Genomic DNA, 20,826 nt, shown 5'->3' on the forward strand with positions numbered 1-20,826 from the left:
GCAACAAAAAGGCTTAGCAACTGCTAAGCCTTTTACATTATTATCAAGCTAATTAAGACGAAATGTCACTAATAATCACCTCACAGTGAATTACACCACTTTAGGTTCTTCGCCGGTTTTAAGTTCACAGACAGTATCGCGAGTCGCATCGTCAACGGGTGTTGCGGCGAGTTGATCCTTAGCGGTCTTTTTGACAACCTCTTGTTCAGTTAACTTATTGGATAACGCACTGGTTTCCTGCTGCACTAGTGTCGCTTTTTCAGCTAATAAACGGGCTTTTTCATCCACTTCAAACAGAGCAAGCTCTTCTTCTTTACGGCGTGACTTTTCAATTGCACGAAGCTGCGCTTCTTGTGCTTCACGAACGACTCTCGCTTCAGCTGCCACTTTTGCATCTGCTTCAACTAATGCTTTGGTTTTCCGCTCCGCTTCATCATCTACAGCTCGCTGAATAACCGCTTGATCTTGTGCTTCTTGCGGCAATAAGCTAATTAACTCGATACCCACAGGGAGAACAATCGCTTCAACGCCAGAGAACACTTTAACTTTACCTTCTTTCGTTAAATAAACCAGAGGCATAGCCGTTTCTCCATAGCGTTTTTTGAAATGTGCAAAGGTAAAGTTTTCGGTAATGTTAGTTATTTTCAGTACCGCGCCTTTTGCCATTAAAGTGGCAATCTTGGCATAAGAGATATTCTCACCAAACAAACATAAGCGTTTTAGATAGGATTCAGACAACTGATGACGAGCACTCGCACTGTCAGCATTATTTAAACCATAAACTTTTTCTGTGCCCATTAAATCTTGGAAGTGAAATATTACCAACGGATTTAACTGACGGTAAGGCGATATCACTAACACTCGGCCAATGCCACTTAAGTCCATGTAATTAGTGGCATGCTCTGAGGCAGGATTACCAAAATATACCGGAATATTGACCATGCGCGCTTGACGAATGTTGTCCCAGTTGTTATCGGCTAAAATGACCTTAATATTTTTGGAAATTAAAATTAAAGCCAGTTCACGGGAGAATTTTGATGCTCCAAATATCAATACCCCTTGGTTTGAGCCTTCTTTTACCCCTAAAAATGCCGCCCAACGACCGGCGGTTAAACTTTGGATCACTACCGTACCAATAATGATTAAGAATACTAACGGCACAATCGAACTCGCGCCTTCTAACCCAACCGACTCTAACTTAATTGCAAATAAAGATGAAATGGCTGCCGCCACAATACCGCGAGGTGCAACCCAACTTAAAAACCACTTATCTTTTGACGATAAGTTGGTGCCTAAGCCAGAAATCCAAATGCTTAATGGACGCGCAATAAACATCGCCACTAATAGTACGCCAAGACCACCAAAACCAAGATCAAGCATCGCCCCCGAATCAAGACGAGCCGCCAATAGAATAAATAGCGCTGATATTAACAGTACCGTTAGGGTCTCTTTAAACTCGAGGATATCAGCGATGTCTACGCCACGCATATTGGCTAACCAAATCCCCATAACGGTTACGGTTAACAGACCAGACTCTTCTTGTAAGATGTTAGAACCGACAAAAATACCCAGCATGATGGTGAGCACGGCAGTATTACGCAAATAATGTGGAAACACGTTTTTACGGATTGCGATACCGGTCAAAAAACCGGCCGCAGCGCCTAAGCCAAATCCAAGCAGTAAGGTTAGCCCTAACGCATTCAATACATGAGTGGTTGGATCGGCGGCGGCGGCAATATACTCAAAAACAAGTACCGCTAATAACGCACCAATGGGATCAATAACAATACCTTCCCAACGTAAAATACTGGCCAAATTTGATTTGGGTTTTACGGTGCGCAACATTGGTACAATCACGGTTGGACCCGTTACCACTACTAATGCGCCGAATAACATGGCGATAGCCCAATCAAAACCGAGAAGGTAATGGGCGGCGGGCGCAATACACGCCCAAGTAATAAAAGCGCCGATCGTGACGAGGTGTGTCACCATGCGGCCATGCTCTTTAATTTCTTTAAAATTAAGTGTTAGTGCCCCTTCAAACAGGATGACCGCAACACCTAAAGAAATAATAGGAAACAATAAATCGCCGAAAATTTCATCTGGATCTAATACACCTAACCCTGGCCCTAACAGTAGACCACATAATAGAAGTGGTAAAATTGCTGGTAGACGTAATTTCCAACCAACCCATTGACACAAAAGCGACAGCACACCGATTAATGCCAGCATGCCGGTAATGTGTTCAACCATAATTGTTTCCTTTTGTATTGCCCTCGGCGCCATTCATTGACTCTGTCAGCAATCTGTTTCATGTTAATACATGAATGATTAATAATCGTCTCGCTTATTAACTTTTAAGTTAACAAGATTAAAAAGAACTTAGTGTATTTAATGGATCACAACAACGAGGTAGCTCCTTAATTAGAGACTTTTTTAATGACATAAAGATGACTTAATACGCATCAATATTGGGACAAATAAACTCAGCATATGACATACTAATTTGCCTAAGGGATCAAGCATTTTTTAACTTAGATTACAATTTTATAACAAGATAACGTTTTTCACATAAAATATTGTTTCTAATAAAATAATATTCTTTTTTGTGTCAAGTTAAGCTGTTTATTTATCGATAAAATAAAAAACCTCGGACATGCCGAGGTTTTGGGTAATAAACAGAGCCGTGACTATTGTGGCACTCTCACCTTACCTTCCATCAGTACCCGCGCACTGCGACTCATGATGGCTTTTTTGACTTGCCATTGACCTTGCACTAATTCAGCCTGTGCACCAACGCGCAGAGTTCCAGATGGATGACCAAAACGTACGGACGTTCTGTCTCCCCCACCGGCAGCCAAATTAACTAGCGTCCCCGGAATGGCAGCCGCAGTGCCAATAGCCACCGCAGCGGTACCCATCATGGCATGGTGTAATTTCCCCATAGATAATGCCCTAACGACCAGGTCGATATCTGTGGTTGTCACACTTTTGCCACTTGATGACACATAGTCAGCGGCAGGCGCAACAAAGGCGACTTTCGGCGTATGTTGACGAGCGACAGCTTCGTCGATATCACTTATTAAGCCCATTTTAACCGCGCCATAAGCACGAATGGTTTCAAACATGGTTAAGGCTTTATCGTCATTGTTTATGGCGTCTTGTAGCTCAGTGCCAAGGTAGTTAATATCTGCAGCATTGATGAAAATCGTCGGAATACCGGCATTGATCATGGTGACTAGAAAAGTCCCCACGCCAGGTACGTCAAGTTCATCAACCACATTACCCGTCGGAAACATTGCACCATCACCGTCGGCAGGATCAAGAAATTCGACTTGCACTTCAGCAGCAGGAAACGTCACGCCATCGAGTTCAAAATCACCGGTTTCTTGTACTTCACCGTGGGTTATCGGTACATGAGCGATAATGGTTTTGTGAATATTGGCTTGCCAAATACGCACTACTGCGGTGCCATTTTGCGGCACCCGACGAGCGTCAACTAACCCATTACTGATGGCAAATGAACCCACCGCGGCGGTCAAATTGCCACAGTTACCACTCCAATCGACAAACGGCTTATCAATCGAGACTTGGCCAAATAAGTAATCAACATCGTGATCTGCTTGAGTGCTTTTAGATAAAATCACCGTTTTACTGGTACTTGAGGTCGCGCCGCCCATGCCATCAGTGTGCTTACCGTAAGGGTCGGGACTGCCAATGACTCGCAGTAATAACGCATCACGTTCAGCCCCAGCCACTTGGGCTGCAGCAGGCAAGTCGGTTAAACTAAAAAATACCCCTTTACTGGTGCCGCCGCGCATATACGTCGCGGGAATTTTCATTTGTGGTAAATGAGTCATCAGATATTCCTGTTAAGCTTAAAAATAAGCAAACCCTTATGCCTGTTGATCATTAATCGAGATAAGGGTTTGCGGTAACGACATGATTACTTCGAGCCTTCAGACGCTAGAAAATCTTGGGCAAAGCGCTGTAATACACCGCCAGCTTCATAAATTGACAACTCTTCGGCAGTGTCAACACGACACTTAACAGGAATGGTCACTTGCTCAGCGTTTTTACGCGTCATGATCACCTTTAACATGGCACCCGGCTTGCGATCACCCAAAACATCATAGGTTTCAGTACCATCAATATGATAAGTATGACGATTATGACCTGCAGTGAACTCAAGCGGTAACACACCCATACCGACTAAGTTAGTGCGGTGAATACGCTCAAACCCTTCAGCAACAATCACTTCAACTCCAGCAAGACGCACACCTTTGGCCGCCCAGTCACGTGACGAACCCTGGCCATAATCAGCGCCAGCAATAATAATCAGTGGCTGCTTTCGCTCCATATAGGTTTCAATCGCTTCCCACATGCGTGTCACTTGGCCTTCTGGCTCAAGGCGCGCCAGGGAACCTTGTTTAACCTTGCCGTTTTCCTGCACCATCTCGTTAAACAATTTAGGATTAGCAAAGGTGGCTCGTTGGGCGGTTAAGTGATCGCCTCTGTGGGTAGCATAAGAGTTAAAATCAGCTTCTGGTAAGCCCATTTTGTGTAAGTAAGCCCCTGCAGCGCTGTCGAGCATAATCGCGTTTGATGGCGATAAATGATCGGTAGTGATGTTGTCGCCCAGAACGGCTAATGGACGCATACCTTTCATGGTACGCTCACCCGCCAATGCTCCATCCCAATAAGGTGGACGGCGAATATAGGTACTTTGTGGACGCCAATCATATTGCGGATTAATGTGACTGCCATATTCCACTTTAATGTCGAACATTGGCTCATACACTTTACGGAACTGTTCTGGCTTGACGCTGGCTTTGACAACCGAATCGATTTCTTCATCGGTTGGCCAAATATCTTTTAAGGTGACCGAGTGACCTTGGTTATCGATGCCTAAGATATCTTTTTCAATATCAAAGCGAATCGTACCAGCAATGGCATAGGCTATCACTAATGGCGGTGATGCCAAAAAGGCTTGCTTGGCATAGGGATGAATACGGCCGTCAAAATTACGGTTGCCCGACAATACTGCTGTGGCGTATAAGTCGCGATCAATCACTTCTTGTTGAATAACCGGATCAAGCGCGCCGCTCATGCCGTTACAGGTGGTACAAGCAAAGCCGACAATGCCGAAACCTAAGTGTTCAAGCTCAGGTAATAAACCGGCTTCTTCTAAATACAATTGCACCGCTTTTGAGCCAGGTGCCAGTGACGATTTCACCCAAGGTTTACGTAATAGGCCACGTGCATTGGCATTACGAGCCAATAAACCAGCTGCTATCATGTTGCGTGGGTTACTGGTGTTAGTACAACTGGTAATGGCGGCAATAATGACTGCACCGTCGGGCATTTTACCCGGTTCGTTTTCAACCACGCCACTAATGCCACGCGCCGCTAATTCTGAGGTTGGCACCCGAGAATGCGGATTTGATGGCCCAGCAATATTGCGACCGACTGACGATAGGTCAAAATGCAGTACCCGCTCATATTCAACACCCGTTAAGGTGTCTGCCCATAAACCCGCTTGTTTAGCATAGGTTTCGACTAATTTAACTTGGGCGTCGTCACGACCCGTTAGGGTTAAGTAATCGATGGTTTGTCTATCGATATAAAACATTGCCGCGGTGGCGCCGTATTCTGGGGTCATATTGGTAATGGTGGCACGATCGCCAAGGGTTAAATGGCTGGTACCTTCACCATAAAACTCAAGATACGATGACACTACTTTTTGCGCTCGTAAGTATTCAGTTAACGCAAGTACTATATCGGTGGCAGTAATGCCAGGTTGCGGCTTACCCGTAACCTCAACCCCAATAATATCAGGCAGACGCATGTAAGATGCACGTCCTAGCATGACGCTTTCAGCTTCTAAGCCACCTACGCCAATCGCAATAACGCCTAATGCATCCACGTGAGGCGTATGACTGTCGGTGCCCACTAAGGTGTCTGGAAACGCCACACCATCGAGTGCATGTACCACAGGCGACATACGCTCTAAATTAATTTGATGCATAATGCCGTTACCGGGTTGGATAACATCGACGTTTTTAAAGGCGGTTTTAGTCCAGTTGATAAAATGGAAGCGGTCTTCATTACGGCGATCTTCAATGGCACGGTTTTTCTCAAACGCGTCTTTTTCAAAACCGGCATGCTCTACCGCAAGTGAGTGATCGACAATTAATTGGGTCGGTACCACTGGGTTTACTTTTGAAGGGTCGCCACCTTTTTCAGCAATGGCATCACGCAGACCGGCTAAGTCAACCAATGCGGTTTGGCCTAAAATATCATGACACACCACACGGGCCGGGTACCACGGAAAGTCGAGGTCACTTTTGCGTTCAATAAGCTGCTTTAACGAATCAGTAAGCGTCTCAGGAGAACAACGACGGACTAAGTTTTCGGCAAACACCCGTGAACAATAAGGCAGTTTGGCATAAGCACCGGCCGCAATAGCATCAACGGCTTCTTCGGTATCAAAGTAGTCTAATTTTGTGCCAGGTAAAGGTTTACGATAATCAGTATTCATAACAACATCCACAGTAAATTCGGCGATCGGTGATCAATATGTGATAATTAATAGATGATCATCGAAAAAGTCGCGTCATCATGATGATGACGCGATCATCAAATTAGCGTTGGCTGATAGGAACCACTTTACGAGGTTCGCTACCAACATAATCAGCACTTGGACGAATAATGCGGTTGTTCGAGCGCTGCTCCATCACATGTGCCGCCCACCCCGTTAAACGTGAACAGACAAAAATGGGGGTAAATAACTTGGTTGGAATGCCCATAAAATAATAAGCCGAGGCATGGAAGAAATCCGCATTACAAAATAGCTTTTTGGTGTCCCACATAAACTCTTCACAGGCGACAGAAATGTCATATAGCGACGTATCACCCTGTTCATGAGCCAGTTTTTCTGACCACGTTTTAATGATCACATTACGAGGGTCCGACTCGCTATAAATGGCATGGCCAAAGCCCATGATTTTTTCTTTGCGGGCTAACATCAACGCCATTTGCACTTTAGCATCAGCTGGCGAACTGAATTTTTGGATCATGTCCATCGCCGCTTCGTTAGCACCACCGTGCAAAGGACCACGTAATGTACCAATCGCACCGGTAACACAAGAATACATATCAGATAGTGTCGAGGCACATACTCGTGCAGTAAAGGTTGAAGCGTTAAACTCATGCTCTGCATACAAAATAAGTGACACATCCATCACCTTACGGTGCATCTCTGACGGGGTTTTACCGTGCAGTAGTTTGAGGAAATGACCGCCTAATGAGTCTTCATCGGTGGTGCAATCAATGTCTACACCGTCATGGCTATAACGATACCAATAACACATGATCGCTGGGAATGCGGCTAACAAGCGATTGGCGGCTTTATTCTGCTGAGTAAAATCGACTTCTGGCTCAAGGTTACCTAAAAACGAGCAACCGGTGCGCATTACATCCATTGGGTGCGCATCAGCAGGAATGAGTTTTAATACCGCTTTAAGGGCATCGGGTAAATCACGCTGCGCTGTTAATTCGGTTTTATAAGCAGCTAATTGCGCTTGGCTAGGCAGTTCGCCGTTAAATAATAAATAAGCGACTTCTTCAAAGGTAGCGTTATCAGCCAAATCAGAAACATCGTAACCGCAATACGTCAGGCCTGAACCTGATTTACCTACAGTACATAATTTTGTTTCGCCAGCACTCTGACCGCGTAATCCTGCGCCTGATAATTTCTTGTCTACCATAATATCTTCCTTTCTATGCTGTTCGCGATTTAGCGCTGCTAAATCGCGATTGTAGGGTATTTTTTATTTTAGTCGTAAACCTGTCAATCTGTTGTGCTGGGTGGTTATTTGTTTTTACCTTCGGCAAATAGACTGTCTAATTTTTGCTCATAATCGTGGTAACCTAAATAGTCATACAAATCCATCCGCGTTTGCATAGTATCAACCACGGCTTTTTGGTCACCATCGATTAAAATTGCACTGTAAACATTTTCAGCTGCTTTGTTCATCGCACGGAACGCGCTTAATGGGTATAACACCATAGATGCACCCCACTCGCCTAATTGTTGCTTATTCCATAATTCGGTTTGGCCGAACTCTGTAATATTGGCCAAAATAGGCACATCAAGTGCTTCAGCAAACGCGCGATAATGTTGTTCGGTTTTAATGGCCTCAGCAAAAATACCGTCAGCACCAGCAGCAACATAAGCTTTTGCACGTTCTATGGCGGCTTCGAGACCTTCTTGAGCAAATGAGTCAGTACGCGCCATAATGAAAAAATCTGGATCAATGCGGGCATCGACTGCCGCTTTAATCCGATCAACCATTTCTTCTACTGGCACAATTTCTTTATTAGGACGATGGCCGCAGCGCTTTTGTGCCACTTGATCTTCCATGTGCACAGCTGCTGCGCCGGCTTTTTCCATATCACGAATGGTTTTAGCAATATTAAATGCCCCGCCCCAACCGGTATCAATGTCCACCAGCAAAGGTAAGTCACAGGCAGACGTAATCCGCTGTACATCAACCAGCACATCATTTAGCGATGTCATGCCCAAATCGGGTAAACCATAAGAGGCGTTAGCCACGCCACCACCAGACAAATATATCGCTTGATGACCAATTTTTTTTGCCATCATGGCGGTATAAGCATTAATGGCACCAACAATTTGCAGTGGATTATTGTTGGCTAAGGCTTGACGAAATTTTTTACCTGCACTCATGATATTTTCCTCTTTGTAATTATGGCTGTGGGCGTAAAACGCTACACGCAAATCGCTACGATAATTTATGTTCGATACTGTTTTTAGAATACATAATATGGCGGCGCATCAGCATTTCGGCTAATTCTGCGTCACGATTGAAAATGGCCTGAACAATGTGTTTGTGTTCATCATAGGCGGTGGTCACTCTCGGACCGGCCATACTAAGTTGCACCCGGTACATGCGCACTAAATGATAAATGCCATCAAACAGCATTGAAATTAGGTGTTTATTTTTACTGCCTAAAATAATTCGATAATGAAAATCAACATCACCGGCTTCTTGATAATAAGACTCGCCCCCTTTGACCTCGTCAAAGTGGGATTGTAATAAATGGTTTAAATCGGTAATTTCGACATCGGTCATGTTCTTTGCCGCTAAACGTGCAGCCATGCCTTCAAGTGATTCACGCACTTGATACAGCTCTATCAACCCTTGTGGAGATAACGCCACAACACGAGCGCCTACGTTGGCTTTACGCTCAACAATATGACACGACTCTAAGCGGTTAATGGCTTCACGGATCACGGCTCTACTCACGGCGTACTTTGTCGACAATTCAGTTTCGCTCAATTTAGAGCCAGCCTGAATACGACCTTCGACTATATCGTCTCTAAGGGCTACGAAGGTCTTATCTGCAGAAGTAATCGGCTGGATCATATTTATACCTTGGATAATAAAAACAGACATTAAAAACAGCTATACAAAACAAGTTGTCGACAATATAGCACCTTTGTAACGTATAACAACCCTAAATGGTACTTTTTGTCGACAATTAATCTAATTAACCCTAAAGCGTTAGCCATTCCTAATTTATGATGTCACTCAATACACCTTACCTCACCCCATGCTAATATTAGCCGCCGAGGTATGACTCATCACACCATTGTGGTTCGATGCTCACTCAGCTATCTGTTACACCCTATGTTGCGTTACACTCAATGATATAAAGAGATTGATGTATCGATTAATAGAACGATAAATACAATAAGGGTCTCTTGATGAGCCAACACTTAGCTTGCCAACTTGAATTGATCCATTTGTTTGTCCATGTGGTCAATGCAGGTGGTTTTTCATCTGCTGCACAAGAGTTACAGTTGCCCATTGCCACTGTCAGCCGCAAGATAAGTAAATTGGAACAAAGCCTTAATACTCAGTTGATTATGCGCAGCACGCGAAAGCTGCGATTAACTGAAGAAGGCGGCGCGTTATTTGATCGTTACCATAATGTAGTGGCACAATTTGATCGTATTTGTGGTCAAACCATAAACGAGCCGCAAAGCACCCTACGGATATCTACGCCCGTCTCGATAACCTCGATGATATTAATTGAGGCCATCAACGACTTTTCGAAACAACATCCGCACATTCAACTGCACATCACCCAAAATAACAGCACCATTGATTTAATTGACGAAGGAGTCGACGTTGCCATTGTCGGTGGCGCACAACCAGACTCATCTTGGGTATCTACATCATTGGGGGTATTAAACTACGGCCTATATGCATCACCTGAATATGCTAAGCAACTCATTGAGCTGCACCATCCGCAGCAGCTAGTTGATTATCAGTTAATTAAAGTGTGGCCGCTGTTTAACTGGACCTTAAAACATCACAATGGTGAGCAGTATTATTACGATGGTCCCGCTAAATTAACCCTAGGGGATTTACACGGCGCAATACGGGCAGCTGTCGGTGATGGCGGGATTTTATATGGCCCTGAATTATTTGCGAAACAGCAATTATTGAACGGTGAACTCGTGCATGTATTACCACAATGGGCTGGTGAGCATCGTCGCATCAGTATTTTGTATCATCAACGTCGCCAACAACCATTAAAAGTGAAGTTGTTTATTGAGTTTATGCAGCAACGTGCAGCCACTATCTTCGACTTGTTCTAACTCGATTCGATTTTTGATACTTTAAATTTGCATGCGAAGTTGAAGTTGAAGTTGAAGTTGAATATTTTGCTTCAATAGCGGGCGTTTTCCTAACCTAAGCGATTCGAATTATATTGCTATAGGTTAGCGTGATGCCATCGACTGACACACTCAGTCAATGGCATCACTGGCAACTAACAGCTGGCGACTAATGACTAGCAACTAATGACTAGCACCTAATAACTCGTAACTAGTCACTAGCTACTAGTTACTAATGCCTAGTATAAGTACACATTTAAACTACAGGCGCCATGGGCCCCCACCACTAATGCTTGTTCAATGTCAGCGGTTTTAGACGGACCAGATATAAATAATCCTAACTCACCTTGTTGCAGCGATACTTGTTTAACCGCTTGATGCATATTGGCGACAATATTATCTTTCGATATGGCAAGAATAAGGTTTTCACAAATAAACGGCGTCACTCGATGACTGGGTTGATTGACCCAAATAGCCCCATTTTCGGCCACACCAAGATCGCCTGGAATAACCGCATAATCAATATCCGCCAGATCATGAGCGGTTGCAGGCACCTGACGATTGCCTTTAATCCCCTCCATCAACGAGATCACCTGCATATTTTGTGTTATCAGATCATCGACGGCCTGTTGTAGCAATACTAAGCCGCCTTCGCTGTGAAGCGTCCCTGCGACTGTCTTTAAACTTGCGCTAAATTGGCCAACAAGATCATCATTATTAGCAACTACATCAATGTCTGGCATGGCATGATTATCCAATGCCGATTTCGATAGTTCAGATAAAATACTATTTTTATTAGACATATTAACGGCTCCGATTCTTGTTATACCAGGTGGCAAAGCTTGACTCTGGCGCGACAGGTAATTCGCGATATTTCCCCCATGCACCGCTAAATGGCTTGAGTAAACTTCCCGGTAATACCCGCAATGCTAATCTTGCTGCTGACATAGAGGTATTCATTAAGGTTTCATTGCCCATAAAACGGCCAACTAACGGCATATAGCTACCTTTGCCATAAGGCAAGGTCTTGGCCTCCGCTTTTAAACGACGATGATGAGCAATAATTTTATCCAAAGGCACCATCGTTGGGCACACGTAAGTGCAACTGCCACATAACGTACATGCCCAAGGGATAGAATTGGTATCATCATGCTTGGCACCTACGGCAATACCAATAGGGCCTGGAATGGTGTAGTTATAGCTATAACCACCTGAACGGCGATATACAGGACAAGTGTTTAAGCAGCCACCGCAACGAATACATTTTAGCGACTCGGCTAAAATTTTATCCTTCATCATATCGCTTCGGCCATTATCAACAATGATCACGTGCATCTCACCGCCATCTTGTGGACCACGGTAAAACGATGAATAGGTGGTAATGGGTTGCCCTGTGGCATTTCGGGCCAGTGTCCTCAACAACACCCCTACAGAATCCATATTAGGAACCACTTTATCGATGCCCATTGAGTGCAATTGCAACTTAGGTAAGTTAGCGCCCATATCAGCGTTACCTTCGTTGGTACACACAACGATAGCACCTTGATCGGCAATGGCCATATTGACACCGGTCATGGCGGCGTCGGCAGTGAGGAATTTCTCTCTCAAATGCGCTCGAGCAGCACGGGTTAAATACAAAGGATCTGATTCACCGGCTTTAGTGCCTAACTGTTGGTGAAATAACTCACCCACTTCTTCTTTTTTCATGTGAATGGCTGGCACTACAATGTGCGATGGTGGCATATTGGCTAACTGAATAATGCGTTCACCTAAATCGGTATCAACCACTTCAATGCCATGGCGTTCTAAATACGGATTCATATGGCATTCTTCAGTTAACATCGACTTTGATTTAACCAGTTTCTTAACTTTATGTTGAGCTAAAATACCTTGGACAATTTCATTATGTTGCTGAGCATCTTTAGCCCAATGCACCTTAATACCATTGCTAAGGCATTGTTGTTCAAATTGTTCAAGGTAATCCGCTAAGTGGCTCAAGGTATGAAGTTTAAGTTGTGAGCCTAGCAGCCTTAATTGTTCCCATTCGGGTATACTGCCCGCGGCGCGATCACGTTTTTCACGTAATGCCCAAAGGGCTTTAGAATGCCAATCGACACGGGTTTCATCGCGGCAAAAAATTTCAGCTTTATGGGCATGCACCTTTGAACCGGATGCAGAATATAATTCAGTCATGGTCGCTCCTACAGTGCATCATTAATGATTTGGGCAATGTGACGGGTTTCTATCGGTAATTTTTGGCGACGGATCATGCCATCTAAATGCAACAAGCATGAGGGATCAAACCCCACCACATATTTAGCTCCCGTTGCCGCATGGGCTTGAGCTTTATCTTTACCCATCTTAGCGGAGACCGCCCCTTCATCTACGGCAAACGTGCCACCAAAGCCACAACATTCATCGATACGCGCCGGATAGACAATCTCGAGCCCAGCAATGTTGGCCAACACAGCTTCCACTTTATTAAAGCGTTTTTTACCCATTTGTTCTGTGGGCGTCGCCAAATTAAGCATACGGATCCCATGGCAGCTCATTTGAATACTAATTTTAGCCGCCACTGAACGCTTGAAGGTTTTAATCGGCGCGATGTCATGTAAAAATTCGGTCAACTCATAAAGCTTACTGATGACAGCTTGTGCCTCTTGGCTACCATCAAATTCGTGAAAGTTTTCTTTGGCTGCCACAAGGCAACTGGCAGCAGGACATACAATGGCATCACACTCAACACCTTTAAATGCATTGAGTAATTTAAGCGTGGTATTTTTGGCTTCATCAAAACAGCCTGAGTTTGTCATCGGTTGGCCGCAACAGGTTTGCCCTGGCGGAAAAATCACTTCATGGCCTAACTTTTCCAATAATGTCAGGGTTGCGATGGCCACATCGGGCATCATTTGATTCACTAAACAAGGTATAAATAGTGCTATTTTCATAAGGCGGTGTTATCCCCAAAAGCGTCATTAAACATGAGTCAAATCACATTGAGCTATTCAACATCATGACCAACAACTCATAATCGTAGGTACAATGTATTCCGATACCCTTATAAAATGTAGTGCTAATTTAACAAATATCGCTACAGACTTTTCCATTTTTGTAATATTGAATATCGGCGTTAAAATTAAGCCTAGTTTACGCGACACTATGACGCACTTAAATTTAGGCTTTATTGTTGATATGAATGATGATGAATCGAGAAAAAGTCATTGGTTAATTCAACAAAAATTATTAATAACAATAACGTTAATCCCAGCAGTTCACTTAACAAAATATTGATAAATAGCTAGCACCTTAGTGAGTATTTTCTGGATGCACCGACCCATTAAATTGAGTTGCTTACAGATTTCAATATCGTTTTTATTTGACTAAACCATCGATAAATTTATGAATATTCATTCACAGCAGATACTTAATCAGAGCATTTTATTTAGTCAGTGCACACCGTTTAGGCGCTATCATAATGAGACGCCTACCATGGCATAACTGGTATTTTTGCCACACATGAGCGGAATCAATATCAAGGCCATTACAACATCAACAGATTAGGTAATGTGAAAGGTTCACCTAATGTAAAGGGCCTCTCATATTAACTGCGACATGGTGTCGCAGTTTGGCACTATTTGATTGCCCTGCTTGGGTAGATTCAGCAGACTCAGTTGATGGGTGACGTCAGTGACATCTCCCCCGATTTAAATAACATATTTAACACTGATGTTATAACCTGTTTGATACGACACTTTGGCGTTGTTTGGTTGATGACTTTGAGTCGCAATCAAATGTCTACACTATGCTTGGTGACTTTACTCTGTATTTATTTACTATGGGAATGGGGATGGATGCAAATTAAAGGTATCGTTTTTAATCTGAATAAGATTATTGGGCCTCTATTAATATAGAGGCCTTTTTTTTATGGCTAACTGTCTGCAGATAATGAAGTTTGTCACTTTTATGGGGCTAAACGCGCGCTGGCGGAACAGACTAACTCATTTGCGTTCCAAAGCTTGTTAGCCAGTTTGCTTTACCATCTTGAACGCTACTTGATTTGAGTGAGTTCTATCATGCTAAAGCCTATTTCTCAATATTATAGGCCGATGATTACGTCATGCAGCAAAGTGTTTATGAACAGTCAATGTCGAGGATAGCAAACTAAGTTGACCACACCCCATTTTAGCCTATGGTAGAAATTTGTTAACAAACTGTATTTTATAGCATTATCCAATATTTTATTTTTGATATTGCACAATAACTCATCCTCTGCGGACATAAAATGTACGACGATTGCGAGTCTACGAAAATTAGCGCTATTAAGATTGACGTCAATCAAAGTGATCTTAGCTTAAGTTATGATATTGTTAATAGATTTACTTGTATGAGTTTTTATGGCGAAGAAATATGACTTTAAAATTGAAATAAAAAAACATTTTTGCCTATAAAAAATTTAATTTATTGTGTTAAATATGGATGCATCATATGGAAGCTGGCTCTCGTAGAATACAGTTTATTTCTATACCGGTAACGTTGCTCATCATGGCGATTGTTTACTACTCATTCAACACCGGACGCGATATAGCAGTACGCTACTCACCATTAGTTGATGCGGCGATGGAGATCAAACTTGAAGCGACCACGGCTCATTTGTGGTTTGAAGAGGCGATTAGTGGTGACCCAACTATTGATATCGAGGCGATATGGACTCATCTTGATCAGTCAGCATGGTATGCACAAGCAATGCTTGATGGTGGCGTAAATAATGAAAACACTTTCCTCGCACTTAACGATCCTCATTTACGACTGCAAATAGAAGACACAATTGTCGATCTTCAGCATTTCCGTCAAATTGCTCAACTACGCTGGAATGCACAATCAACATCCGGTATTGGTTCTAATATTGATCAACAGTTTGATCAAGCCTTTTTAGAACTTAATCTTGCTGTTGATCATGTTCAAACCACCTTACAGAAAATCATCATTAACGATCTGCAAACATTTAAACTCATGCAACAGTTGTTGATGGCCCTGACCCTTATCGTAGGGTTGGTTATACTTGGCTTATTGCTGCGCTACAACACTAGGATAAACAACCATATACTGGCGTTACATAAGCAAGAAGAAAGCCTGCGGATTACGTTAAACTCTATCGGTGATGCTGTGATTGTGACCGATACCCATGGCACTGTAACCTACATAAACCCAGTGGCGATTAAACTCACTGGCTATACCGCTGCTCAAGCGATAGGACAACCGTTAACGGCGGTTTTCAATATTATTCATGCTCTCACATTCGAACCGGTTAATAACCCAGTAAAAAAGGTACTCGAAACCGGTTTAATCGTCGGGCTAGCTAATCACACTATGCTTATTGCCAAAGATGGATCTGAATACCAAATTGCAGACTCAGGCGCCCCTATACGCAACCCTGCTGGTGACATTAGTGGCGTGGTACTGGTGTTTAGAGATGTCACCGAAGAACACACATTATTTTCAGAGTTAGAGTCTAGTCAGGCACTGATAAAAACATTGTTAAATACCGTCCCCGATATGATTTGGTTAAAAGATGCAAAAGGGGTTTATTTAGCCTGCAATTCAAAATTTGAACGGATGGTTGGCGCTCGAGAACATGAGATTGTGGGTAAGACGGATTATGACTTTGTAGACCATGAGCTTGCCAATTTTTTCCGCAACAATGATGACAAAGCTTTAATTGCCGGAGAAGCTACTGTCAATGAAGAGTCACTTACGTTTGCCGATGACGGTCACATTGAGCTTGTCGAAACCATAAAAACCCCGATGAGAGATAATAATGGTCACTTAATCGGCATATTAGGTGTTGCCAGAGATGTCACTAACTATAAAAAATCGTTGGCACAACTTAAAGAAAGTGAGACGAGGCTAATTGAGGCTCAAGTTTATGCACAAATAGGCTATTGGGAGTTGCTGGCAGATCAGCAAACAGCCATTTGGTCTGATCAAATGTACGCTTTATTTGGACTCGTCAAAACATCTAAAGCTGGGCCAGACACCATATGTGAAGTCATGAATAAAAGCGACTTTCCAACCTTTATTGCATCCGTTAAAGAATGCTTCTTTAGTGGCAAAGAACACCATGTCGAGTATCGGATCATAAGACCCAGTGATGGTGAGGAACGCTGGATAGAGTGTCGAGGTAAAGTGGTCACGGATAGTGATGGAAAACCGCAAAAAATATCAGGTTTTATCCAAGATATTACTGAGAGTAAAAAAGCCGAAGAGACTTTACGCCAAAGTGAAGCGACTATCCGAAACAAGCTAAAAGCGATATTAGAACCCGATGCTGATATTGATTCATTAGCACTATCCGATATCATTGATGCCGAGGCGCTGCAATCCCTGATGGATGATTTTTATGATCTTACCGGTATGTTAGGTGCGGTACTTGATATCAAAGGCAATATTTTAGTCGCCGTGGGCTGGCAAGATATCTGCACTCAATTTCACCGTTGTCATCCTGATACGCGAAAAAATTGTCTTGAGAGCGATTTGTTCCTCACACACGGTGTAGAGCATGGAACATTTAAGGAATACAACTGCAAGAACAATATGTTCGAAATGGTCACTCCTATCGTTATCGGAGGCAAGCATCTCGGCAATGTTTTCATTGGCCAGTTCTTTTATCAGGATGAGGTCCCTGATGTTGAGTTATTCCGAAAGCAAGCAAACAATTATGGCTTTGATGAACAAGAATACCTTGCTGCACTTGACAGAGTCCCCCGCTTCACCCGCAATGAGGTCACTCGAGGAATGCATTTCTATGCCAAACTTGCCGATATTATTTCAACATCAAGTTTCAGTGCGATTAAACAATCAAGGTTGCTTGCTGAGCAAAAAAAAGCCGAAGAAAAACTTCAATTATCCTCTAGGGTCTTTAGTGATACCCACGAAGGCATAATTATCACCGATGCCCAACAGCACATCGTTGATGTTAATCCTGCATTTAGTCAAATCACTGGTTATAGCCGTGAGGACATTATTGGCAAAACGCCAGAAATCTTGAGATCGGGTAAGCATAGTCCGCAATTTTATTCCGCGATGTGGCAAACCGTCTCGGAACATGGATACTGGCTAGGCGAAGTATGGAACAGGACAAAGCAGGGACAACTCTATGCTGAATTACTCACCATTTCATCATTAACAAATGACCACGATGAAGTGACTCACTATGTCGGGATGTTTTCTGATATTACCAGTAGCAAACGACAACAAGATCAACTCAATATGATGGCGCACTATGATGTACTCACTAAACTGCCTAATCGCGCTTTATTTGTAGATCGTTTTCAGCAATCCATTGCCCATAGTCTGCGAACAGGACACCAACTTGCGGTATGCTTCTTTGATTTAGATGATTTCAAACCGGTAAATGATAACTATGGTCATGAAGCGGGAGATCGTTTATTAATTGAAGTAGCAAACCGCATCACAGTTTGTATTAGAGAAGAAGATACAGTATCACGTCAAGGTGGCGATGAATTTGCAATATTACTTAATGATATTGAATTGGCATCACAATATGAAGCAACCATAAAGCGTATTCATCAAGCACTGGCGCAACCTTATTTTATTGATGATGTTCAACATCATATTACCGTCTCTAGTGGTGTAACCTTATACCCGTCAGATAATGCTGATATAGATACCTTACTACGCCACGCTGATCACGCGATGTATCAATCTAAATTGGCAGGTAAGGATCGTTCCCGATTATACAGTCCAGATTCAGACCAACGTATTATCCAAAAGAACCATCTCCTAGAAGAAATTGAACAAGCTTTAGGTAATCATGAATTTCAATTGTACTATCAGCCAAAAGTTAACATGGTTAGTGGCCATGTTTTTGGGGTTGAAGCCTTAATACGTTGGATCCATCCAGGAAAAGGACTCATTCCCCCATTAGACTTCTTACCCTTTATCGATGGTACGCCATTAGAGGTTAGGATTGGCGAATGGGTTATCAATGAGGCGCTACAGCAACTTGATGATTGGAAACTGCAAGTTATTAACCTTGAAGTCAGTGTCAATATCTCATCAAACCATCTACTCTCGCCCTCTTTTGTCGTCAATCTAGAAAAGAGTTTAGCTAAGTACCCCAGTAACAATTCTCAATATTTACAATTAGAGATATTGGAAAGTTCTGCTTTTGGCGATATCAATACCATTAATCATATTATCGAGACATGCCAAAACAGGCTAGGCGTCAGTTTTGCTTTGGATGATTTTGGTACCGGTTATTCATCGTTAACCCATTTAAGAAGTTTACCGGTGAATACAATTAAGATCGATCAACGTTTCGTTTTTGACATGTTGGATAATCCAAGTGACTACTCCATCATTGAGGGCGTCATTGCGTTAACGAAATCATTTAACCGCAATGTTATTGCTGAAGGTGTTGAAAGCACAGAACACGGTCTCATGCTACTACTAATGGGCTGTGAGCAAGCTCAAGGTTATGGGATAGCGAAACCAATGCCAGCTAAAGCTTTTTTACCATGGCTTAGCAACTATACTCCGAATAAAAACTGGCGTGTTAGTGGCAATAAGCATCGTAATAATACCGAAAACAGTTTGGCGATATTCACTATGCTTAATGCTCAGTGGAGAGAGACATTTAGACAAAAGATAGTATCGTCTCCAGATGACCATGCACTCTGGCCTATTCTTGATGTGCAGTCTTGTCAATGTGGCAACTGGATCCGTCGAGAAAAGCACAGGACATTATTTGAAACACAATACATACAGCGACTTGAACAAGCTCATAATAATATTCATTTTATTGCTCATGCAATACAGCATCAATATCAACAGGGCAATATTGACACTGCACGTAATAGCTTAGTCAATCTCGAATTAGCTTTTGATGATATAATTAGCGTACTAAGTTTGAGCTAATCAAAATTATGATTAAAATGATTCTATAACATAAAAAAGCGAACATTATGGTTCGATCTAGGCGTTACGCTATATAATGAGGGTCACAAATATTGTGGTACTCTCTTCATAAGGTTAAATGACCAAATGTATGCTTTGGATCGATAAAATCCATTATTGAGATCATTGCTATGACGACTACAGAAGTAGTTTAACGTGTCGATCTGCTCTGATATTTAACCACTAGTTCCGCTGTTAAAATCCCGATGTAGTAAATTTGTCGCAAAAACGGGAAGAAAACCATACATTCCCCTAATAGCAAGAGTCATTTTAAGATCTAAAGCACTAACCCACGTTTGTCCGTGCGAGTTAAAAACAATCAAAATTTATTGTCCGCAATACTAGGGGCTGTTGATCTTTCACATTGGCAGCCAAATTATAGAGCAAGCTAGAGCCAGCAGGCTTTCAAAATTAATTTTCAATTTATCATAGCGGGTAGCTATCGCTCTAAAATGCTTGAGCCGAGCAAAAGCATTTTCAACTAAATGCCGATATTTGTATAAACACCAATCGATATCGCCATTTCCTTGCTTCGAATTTTGTCTTCTAGGGATCACTGGCTTTGAACCACATTCACGCACTTTATCTCTAATCGCTTCACTGTCGTAGCCTTTGTCTGCAATAATAAAATGACTTTGTGGCAATAGTTCAATAAGGGCATTAGCTGCTTTGCTATCATGAACTTCTCCACCTGTAACAATGAATTCTATCGGTAAACCATAGCTATCTACCGCGAGATGGATTTTGCTTGTATTACCACCACGACTTAACCCAATTGCTTGATTTTCATCAGATGATGCACCTGAACTGTGTTGATGGGCTTTTACATAACTTCCATCAATAAATTCCCATTCAGTATCACTATTAGTCGATAATGTTTTGAACAGCCTAAGTAAAATACCTTTTCTTGACCACAGTAAAAATCGACGGTAAATGGTATTCCATAAGCCAAAATATTCAGGTAAATCTCGCCAAGGGCAGCCAACACGCAATCGGTAAAGGATACCTTCCATCGTAAATCGATGCTCTTGCTTGTTATAAACTCTATCATCAAGCAGAATAGCTTTTAGCTTCGACCACATCTCATCAGTGAGCATTAATCGGGGCATGGTAATCTCGTTGTATTTGTTTTTGGCGAA

General features: G+C 42.6%; 12 protein-coding genes. 2 read left to right on the top strand and 10 right to left on the bottom strand.

Annotated features, from left to right (window positions below):
* Positions 1–90: 90 nt before the first annotated feature.
* From EGC80_RS17410 to EGC80_RS17435, 6 genes are all read right to left on the bottom strand, one after another.
* Positions 91–2,253 carry a cation:proton antiporter domain-containing protein gene (locus tag EGC80_RS17410; RefSeq protein WP_233768539.1) on the bottom strand — a complete coding sequence of 721 codons (2,163 nt, stop codon included), beginning with the start codon at positions 2,251–2,253 and terminating at the stop codon, positions 91–93.
* Positions 2,254–2,690: 437 nt separating this feature from the next.
* Positions 2,691–3,860, bottom strand: coding sequence for a 2-methylaconitate cis-trans isomerase PrpF (gene prpF / locus EGC80_RS17415; protein WP_124011569.1), 1,170 nt, complete (start codon positions 3,858–3,860; stop codon positions 2,691–2,693).
* Between the two features lie 86 nt (positions 3,861–3,946).
* Positions 3,947–6,541 (bottom strand): Fe/S-dependent 2-methylisocitrate dehydratase AcnD, encoded by a 2,595-nt coding sequence (acnD, locus tag EGC80_RS17420; protein WP_124011570.1) that lies wholly within the window; start codon positions 6,539–6,541, stop codon positions 3,947–3,949.
* Between the two features lie 103 nt (positions 6,542–6,644).
* Positions 6,645–7,769: a bifunctional 2-methylcitrate synthase/citrate synthase gene (gene prpC, locus EGC80_RS17425; protein ID WP_101031790.1), complete on the bottom strand. Its 1,125-nt coding sequence runs from the start codon at positions 7,767–7,769 to the stop codon at positions 6,645–6,647.
* 104 nt (positions 7,770–7,873) lie between these two features.
* On the bottom strand, positions 7,874–8,752 hold the full coding sequence (gene prpB, locus EGC80_RS17430; RefSeq protein ID WP_101031792.1) for a methylisocitrate lyase: 879 nt from the start codon (positions 8,750–8,752) through the stop codon (positions 7,874–7,876).
* A 55-nt stretch (positions 8,753–8,807) separates the two neighbouring features.
* On the bottom strand, positions 8,808–9,452 hold the full coding sequence (locus EGC80_RS17435) for a GntR family transcriptional regulator (RefSeq protein ID WP_101031794.1): 645 nt from the start codon (positions 9,450–9,452) through the stop codon (positions 8,808–8,810).
* A gap of 341 nt (positions 9,453–9,793) precedes the next feature.
* Between EGC80_RS17435 and EGC80_RS17440 the strand changes: the two genes are divergently transcribed.
* Positions 9,794–10,693 carry a LysR family transcriptional regulator gene (locus tag EGC80_RS17440; protein WP_124011571.1) on the top strand — a complete coding sequence of 300 codons (900 nt, stop codon included), beginning with the start codon at positions 9,794–9,796 and terminating at the stop codon, positions 10,691–10,693.
* Positions 10,694–10,950: 257 nt separating this feature from the next.
* Here the strand turns inward: EGC80_RS17440 and EGC80_RS17445 are convergent, their stop codons facing one another.
* Genes EGC80_RS17445 through EGC80_RS17455 form a run of 3 tightly spaced genes read right to left on the bottom strand, consistent with a single transcriptional unit; the run spans position 10,951 to position 13,659 of the window.
* Positions 10,951–11,514 (bottom strand): LutC/YkgG family protein, encoded by a 564-nt coding sequence (locus tag EGC80_RS17445; RefSeq protein ID WP_101031800.1) that lies wholly within the window; start codon positions 11,512–11,514, stop codon positions 10,951–10,953.
* A gap of 1 nt (position 11,515) precedes the next feature.
* Positions 11,516–12,904 carry a lactate utilization protein B gene (locus tag EGC80_RS17450; RefSeq protein WP_101031803.1) on the bottom strand — a complete coding sequence of 463 codons (1,389 nt, stop codon included), beginning with the start codon at positions 12,902–12,904 and terminating at the stop codon, positions 11,516–11,518.
* A gap of 8 nt (positions 12,905–12,912) precedes the next feature.
* Positions 12,913–13,659 (bottom strand): (Fe-S)-binding protein, encoded by a 747-nt coding sequence (locus tag EGC80_RS17455; RefSeq protein WP_101031805.1) that lies wholly within the window; start codon positions 13,657–13,659, stop codon positions 12,913–12,915.
* A gap of 1,537 nt (positions 13,660–15,196) precedes the next feature.
* Here EGC80_RS17455 and EGC80_RS17460 point away from each other — a divergent pair.
* On the top strand, positions 15,197–19,648 hold the full coding sequence (locus EGC80_RS17460) for a PAS domain S-box protein (RefSeq protein ID WP_164839489.1): 4,452 nt from the start codon (positions 15,197–15,199) through the stop codon (positions 19,646–19,648).
* A 398-nt stretch (positions 19,649–20,046) separates the two neighbouring features.
* Here EGC80_RS17460 and EGC80_RS17465 read toward each other — a convergent pair whose 3' ends face one another.
* Positions 20,047–20,796: an IS5 family transposase gene (locus EGC80_RS17465; protein ID WP_124011573.1), complete on the bottom strand. Its 750-nt coding sequence runs from the start codon at positions 20,794–20,796 to the stop codon at positions 20,047–20,049.
* Positions 20,797–20,826: the final 30 nt, after the last annotated feature.

The sequence above is a fragment of the Shewanella psychromarinicola genome (assembly GCF_003855155.1).
GTDB classification, from domain to species: Bacteria; Pseudomonadota; Gammaproteobacteria; order Enterobacterales; family Shewanellaceae; genus Shewanella; species Shewanella psychromarinicola.

Bases quoted from the DNA above. Each gene is read 5' to 3' on its own strand.
- EGC80_RS17465 (WP_124011573.1), bottom strand. From the start codon at position 20,796: ATGCCCCGATTAATGCTCACTGATGAGATGTGGTCGAAGCTAAAAGCT.
- acnD (WP_124011570.1), bottom strand. From the start codon at position 6,541: ATGAATACTGATTATCGTAAACCTTTACCTGGCACAAAATTAGACTAC.
- EGC80_RS17455 (WP_101031805.1), bottom strand. From the start codon at position 13,659: ATGAAAATAGCACTATTTATACCTTGTTTAGTGAATCAAATGATGCCC.
- EGC80_RS17435 (WP_101031794.1), bottom strand. From the start codon at position 9,452: ATGATCCAGCCGATTACTTCTGCAGATAAGACCTTCGTAGCCCTTAGA.
- prpC (WP_101031790.1), bottom strand. From the start codon at position 7,769: ATGGTAGACAAGAAATTATCAGGCGCAGGATTACGCGGTCAGAGTGCT.
- EGC80_RS17450 (WP_101031803.1), bottom strand. From the start codon at position 12,904: ATGACTGAATTATATTCTGCATCCGGTTCAAAGGTGCATGCCCATAAA.
- EGC80_RS17445 (WP_101031800.1), bottom strand. From the start codon at position 11,514: ATGTCTAATAAAAATAGTATTTTATCTGAACTATCGAAATCGGCATTG.
- prpF (WP_124011569.1), bottom strand. From the start codon at position 3,860: ATGACTCATTTACCACAAATGAAAATTCCCGCGACGTATATGCGCGGC.
- EGC80_RS17410 (WP_233768539.1), bottom strand. From the start codon at position 2,253: ATGGTTGAACACATTACCGGCATGCTGGCATTAATCGGTGTGCTGTCG.
- EGC80_RS17440 (WP_124011571.1), top strand. From the start codon at position 9,794: ATGAGCCAACACTTAGCTTGCCAACTTGAATTGATCCATTTGTTTGTC.
- prpB (WP_101031792.1), bottom strand. From the start codon at position 8,752: ATGAGTGCAGGTAAAAAATTTCGTCAAGCCTTAGCCAACAATAATCCA.
- EGC80_RS17460 (WP_164839489.1), top strand. From the start codon at position 15,197: ATGGAAGCTGGCTCTCGTAGAATACAGTTTATTTCTATACCGGTAACG.